Source organism: Streptomyces sp. NPDC057702 (assembly GCF_042799315.1).
Classification (GTDB): Bacteria; Actinomycetota; Actinomycetes; order Streptomycetales; family Streptomycetaceae; genus Streptomyces.
Window position 1 is genome coordinate 1 of sequence record NZ_JBHVJC010000076.1, and the last position, 5,780, is coordinate 5,780.

General features: G+C 52.0%; 1 protein-coding gene, 4 tRNA genes and 3 rRNA genes. 7 read left to right on the forward strand and 1 reads right to left on the reverse strand.

Annotated elements, in window-relative coordinates:
* The first annotated feature begins 8 nt into the window (after positions 1-8).
* The 7 genes from ACFVFR_RS31715 (at position 9) to rrf (ending at position 5,380) form a co-directional block, all read left to right on the forward strand.
* A tRNA-Met gene (locus tag ACFVFR_RS31715) sits at positions 9-85 on the forward strand.
* A gap of 124 nt (positions 86-209) precedes the next feature.
* Positions 210-285: transfer RNA gene (locus tag ACFVFR_RS31720), tRNA-Phe, on the forward strand.
* Between the two features lie 17 nt (positions 286-302).
* A tRNA-His gene (locus ACFVFR_RS31725) sits at positions 303-378 on the forward strand.
* 10 nt (positions 379-388) lie between these two features.
* Positions 389-462: transfer RNA gene (locus tag ACFVFR_RS31730), tRNA-Gly, on the forward strand.
* A 98-nt stretch (positions 463-560) separates the two neighbouring features.
* Positions 561-2,109, forward strand: a 16S ribosomal RNA gene (locus ACFVFR_RS31735).
* A 175-nt stretch (positions 2,110-2,284) separates the two neighbouring features.
* Positions 2,285-5,214, forward strand: a 23S ribosomal RNA gene (locus ACFVFR_RS31740).
* A gap of 50 nt (positions 5,215-5,264) precedes the next feature.
* Positions 5,265-5,380, forward strand: a 5S ribosomal RNA gene (gene rrf, locus ACFVFR_RS31745).
* Together the 16S, 23S and 5S rRNA genes with 4 tRNA genes alongside form the textbook arrangement of a ribosomal RNA operon.
* 44 nt (positions 5,381-5,424) lie before the next feature.
* Here the strand turns inward: rrf and ACFVFR_RS31750 are convergent.
* On the reverse strand, positions 5,425-5,780 hold a 356-nt coding region (locus ACFVFR_RS31750), incomplete at its 5' end, for a YaaC family protein (protein ID WP_383708077.1).

Below are 5,780 nucleotides of genomic sequence, written 5' to 3' on the forward strand. Positions count from 1 at the left end.
TATATCATCGCGGGGTGGAGCAGTTCGGTAGGTCGTCGGGCTCATAACCAGAAGGTCGCAGGTTCAAATCCTGCCCCCGCAACCAAATTTCAAAATTGTCCGGTAGTTCAGTTGGTTAGAATGCCTGCCTGTCACGCAGGAGGTCGCGGGTTCGAGTCCCGTCCGGACCGCCATTTTACTTTACTTTATAGTATAGAAAAGAAACATCTGGCTCGGTAGCTCAGTTGGTAGAGCAACGGACTGAAAATCCGTGTGTCGGCGGTTCGATTCCGTCCCGAGCCACCATTTATCAATATATTTTGGCGGTTGTGGCGAAGTGGTTAACGCACCAGATTGTGGCTCTGGCACTCGTGGGTTCGATTCCCATCAATCGCCCCAAATAAAAATTGCGGGTGTAGTTTAGTGGTAAAACCTCAGCCTTCCAAGCTGATGTCGTGAGTTCGATTCTCATCACCCGCTCCATTATAATGATCTTTGAAAACTAAACAAGACAAAACGTACCTGTTAATTCAAAGTTTTAAATAAATCGCACAGCGATGTGCGTAGTCAGTCAAACTACTTTATCGGAGAGTTTGATCCTGGCTCAGGACGAACGCTGGCGGCGTGCCTAATACATGCAAGTCGAGCGGACAGATGGGAGCTTGCTCCCTGATGTTAGCGGCGGACGGGTGAGTAACACGTGGGTAACCTGCCTGTAAGACTGGGATAACTCCGGGAAACCGGGGCTAATACCGGATGGTTGTTTGAACCGCATGGTTCAGACATAAAAGGTGGCTTCGGCTACCACTTACAGATGGACCCGCGGCGCATTAGCTAGTTGGTGAGGTAACGGCTCACCAAGGCGACGATGCGTAGCCGACCTGAGAGGGTGATCGGCCACACTGGGACTGAGACACGGCCCAGACTCCTACGGGAGGCAGCAGTAGGGAATCTTCCGCAATGGACGAAAGTCTGACGGAGCAACGCCGCGTGAGTGATGAAGGTTTTCGGATCGTAAAGCTCTGTTGTTAGGGAAGAACAAGTGCCGTTCAAATAGGGCGGCACCTTGACGGTACCTAACCAGAAAGCCACGGCTAACTACGTGCCAGCAGCCGCGGTAATACGTAGGTGGCAAGCGTTGTCCGGAATTATTGGGCGTAAAGCGCGCGCAGGCGGTTTCTTAAGTCTGATGTGAAAGCCCCCGGCTCAACCGGGGAGGGTCATTGGAAACTGGGGAACTTGAGTGCAGAAGAGGAGAGTGGAATTCCACGTGTAGCGGTGAAATGCGTAGAGATGTGGAGGAACACCAGTGGCGAAGGCGACTCTCTGGTCTGTAACTGACGCTGAGGAGCGAAAGCGTGGGGAGCGAACAGGATTAGATACCCTGGTAGTCCACGCCGTAAACGATGAGTGCTAAGTGTTAGGGGGTTTCCGCCCCTTAGTGCTGCAGCTAACGCATTAAGCACTCCGCCTGGGGAGTACGGTCGCAAGACTGAAACTCAAAGGAATTGACGGGGGCCCGCACAAGCGGTGGAGCATGTGGTTTAATTCGAAGCAACGCGAAGAACCTTACCAGGTCTTGACATCCTCTGACAATCCTAGAGATAGGACGTCCCCTTCGGGGGCAGAGTGACAGGTGGTGCATGGTTGTCGTCAGCTCGTGTCGTGAGATGTTGGGTTAAGTCCCGCAACGAGCGCAACCCTTGATCTTAGTTGCCAGCATTCAGTTGGGCACTCTAAGGTGACTGCCGGTGACAAACCGGAGGAAGGTGGGGATGACGTCAAATCATCATGCCCCTTATGACCTGGGCTACACACGTGCTACAATGGACAGAACAAAGGGCAGCGAAACCGCGAGGTTAAGCCAATCCCACAAATCTGTTCTCAGTTCGGATCGCAGTCTGCAACTCGACTGCGTGAAGCTGGAATCGCTAGTAATCGCGGATCAGCATGCCGCGGTGAATACGTTCCCGGGCCTTGTACACACCGCCCGTCACACCACGAGAGTTTGTAACACCCGAAGTCGGTGAGGTAACCTTTTGGAGCCAGCCGCCGAAGGTGGGACAGATGATTGGGGTGAAGTCGTAACAAGGTAGCCGTATCGGAAGGTGCGGCTGGATCACCTCCTTTCTAAGGATTTTAACGGAATATAAGACCTTGGGTCTTATAAACAGAACGTTCCCTGTCTTGTTTAGTTTTGAAGGATCATTTGATTCTTCGAGATGTTGTTCTTTGAAAACTAGATAACAGAAGTAATTCACATTCAATTAGTAATGCAAGATATCACGTAGTGATTCTTTTTAACGGTTAAGTTAGAAAGGGCGCACGGTGGATGCCTTGGCACTAGGAGCCGATGAAGGACGGGACGAACACCGATATGCTTCGGGGAGCTGTAAGCAAGCTTTGATCCGGAGATTTCCGAATGGGGAAACCCACCACTCGTAATGGAGTGGTATCCATATCTGAATACATAGGATATGAGAAGGCAGACCCGGGGAACTGAAACATCTAAGTACCCGGAGGAAGAGAAAGCAAATGCGATTCCCTGAGTAGCGGCGAGCGAAACGGGACCAGCCCAAACCAAGAGGCTTGCCTCTTGGGGTTGTAGGACACTCTGTACGGAGTTACAAAGGAACGAGGTAGATGAAGAGGTCTGGAAAGGCCCGCCATAGAAGGTAACAGCCCTGTAGTCAAAACTTCGTTCTCTCCTGAGTGGATCCTGAGTACGGCGGAACACGTGAAATTCCGTCGGAATCCGGGAGGACCATCTCCCAAGGCTAAATACTCCCTAGTGACCGATAGTGAACCAGTACCGTGAGGGAAAGGTGAAAAGCACCCCGGAAGGGGAGTGAAAGAGATCCTGAAACCGTGTGCCTACAAGTAGTCAGAGCCCGTTAACGGGTGATGGCGTGCCTTTTGTAGAATGAACCGGCGAGTTACGATCCCGTGCAAGGTTAAGCAGAAGATGCGGAGCCGCAGCGAAAGCGAGTCTGAATAGGGCGAATTGAGTACGTGGTCGTAGACCCGAAACCAGGTGATCTACCCATGTCCAGGGTGAAGTTCAGGTAACACTGAATGGAGGCCCGAACCCACGCACGTTGAAAAGTGCGGGGATGAGGTGTGGGTAGGGGTGAAATGCCAATCGAACCTGGAGATAGCTGGTTCTCTCCGAAATAGCTTTAGGGCTAGCCTCAAGGTAAGAGTCTTGGAGGTAGAGCACTGATTGGACTAGGGGCCCCTACCGGGTTACCGAATTCAGTCAAACTCCGAATGCCGATGACTTATCCTTGGGAGTCAGACTGCGAGTGATAAGATCCGTAGTCGAAAGGGAAACAGCCCAGACCGCCAGCTAAGGTCCCAAAGTATACGTTAAGTGGAAAAGGATGTGGAGTTGCTTAGACAACCAGGATGTTGGCTTAGAAGCAGCCACCATTTAAAGAGTGCGTAATAGCTCACTGGTCGAGTGACTCTGCGCCGAAAATGTACCGGGGCTAAACGTATCACCGAAGCTGCGGACTGTTCTTCGAACAGTGGTAGGAGAGCGTTCTAAGGGCTGTGAAGCCAGACCGGAAGGACTGGTGGAGCGCTTAGAAGTGAGAATGCCGGTATGAGTAGCGAAAGAGGGGTGAGAATCCCGTCCACCGAATGCCTAAGGTTTCCTGAGGAAGGCTCGTCCGCTCAGGGTTAGTCGGGACCTAAGCCGAGGCCGAAAGGCGTAGGCGATGGATAACAGGTTGATATTCCTGTACCACCTCCTCACCATTTGAGCAATGGGGGGACGCAGGAGGATAGGGTAAGCGCGGTATTGGATATCCGCGTCCAAGCAGTTAGGCTGGGAAATAGGCAAATCCGTTTCCCGTGAAGGCTGAGCTGTGATGGCGAGCGAATTATAGTAGCGAAGTTCCTGATTCCACACTGCCAAGAAAAGCCTCTAGCGAGGTGAGAGGTGCCCGTACCGCAAACCGACACAGGTAGGCGAGGAGAGAATCCTAAGGTGATCGAGAGAACTCTCGTTAAGGAACTCGGCAAAATGACCCCGTAACTTCGGGAGAAGGGGTGCTCTGTTAGGGTGCAAGCCCGAGAGAGCCGCAGTGAATAGGCCCAGGCGACTGTTTAGCAAAAACACAGGTCTCTGCGAAGCCGTAAGGCGAAGTATAGGGGCTGACGCCTGCCCGGTGCTGGAAGGTTAAGAGGAGCGCTTAGCGTAAGCGAAGGTGCGAATTGAAGCCCCAGTAAACGGCGGCCGTAACTATAACGGTCCTAAGGTAGCGAAATTCCTTGTCGGGTAAGTTCCGACCCGCACGAAAGGCGCAACGATCTGGGCACTGTCTCAACGAGAGACTCGGTGAAATTATAGTACCTGTGAAGATGCAGGTTACCCGCGACAGGACGGAAAGACCCCGTGGAGCTTTACTGCAGCCTGATATTGAATGTTGGTACAGCTTGTACAGGATAGGTAGGAGCCTTGGAAACCGGAGCGCCAGCTTCGGTGGAGGCATCGGTGGGATACTACCCTGGCTGTATTGACCTTCTAACCCGCCGCCCTTATCGGGCGGGGAGACAGTGTCAGGTGGGCAGTTTGACTGGGGCGGTCGCCTCCTAAAAGGTAACGGAGGCGCCCAAAGGTTCCCTCAGAATGGTTGGAAATCATTCGCAGAGTGTAAAGGCACAAGGGAGCTTGACTGCGAGACCTACAAGTCGAGCAGGGACGAAAGTCGGGCTTAGTGATCCGGTGGTTCCGCATGGAAGGGCCATCGCTCAACGGATAAAAGCTACCCCGGGGATAACAGGCTTATCTCCCCCAAGAGTCCACATCGACGGGGAGGTTTGGCACCTCGATGTCGGCTCATCGCATCCTGGGGCTGTAGTCGGTCCCAAGGGTTGGGCTGTTCGCCCATTAAAGCGGTACGCGAGCTGGGTTCAGAACGTCGTGAGACAGTTCGGTCCCTATCCGTCGCGGGCGCAGGAAATTTGAGAGGAGCTGTCCTTAGTACGAGAGGACCGGGATGGACGCACCGCTGGTGTACCAGTTGTTCTGCCAAGGGCATCGCTGGGTAGCTATGTGCGGACGGGATAAGTGCTGAAAGCATCTAAGCATGAAGCCCCCCTCAAGATGAGATTTCCCATTCCGCAAGGAAGTAAGATCCCTGAAAGATGATCAGGTTGATAGGTCTGAGGTGGAAGTGTGGCGACACATGGAGCTGACAGATACTAATCGATCGAGGACTTAACCAATTTGAATGTATGCTTACTGTTATCTAGTTTTGAGAGAACACTCTCAATGGTTTGGTGGCGATAGCGAAGAGGTCACACCCGTTCCCATGCCGAACACGGAAGTTAAGCTCTTCAGCGCCGATGGTAGTCGGGGGTTTCCCCCTGTGAGAGTAGGACGCCGCCAAGCTATCATTACGGTAAAGGCAGCTCATTATGAGCTGCCTTTTTTGTTTATAAGTATTGCTTCAGGAAATTAGAAACGTAATACGGAAATTTGCGTTCCGTGACCTCTAAGAACCGGCGGATCATTACATAATCATCACTGACATGCTGTGTCAGCAGTTCATACCACCACTCCGTTTCATATCTCGCAATCATCCCGATATTGTAGAGAACCAAATAAAGAATAATCAGTTCCGGAAAATGCAGGAAGTGATCACGCTGAGAGGGAATGTAATATTGATTTTTCTCCAAGTGAAACAATAAATTTGGTGAAGACCAAGGTTCTCTGTCTATCGGGTCAGCCTCAAAAACCAAGTGGTTATGGTCTTTCCTCAGAAAAGACCACTTCAAATGTTGGCTGATAT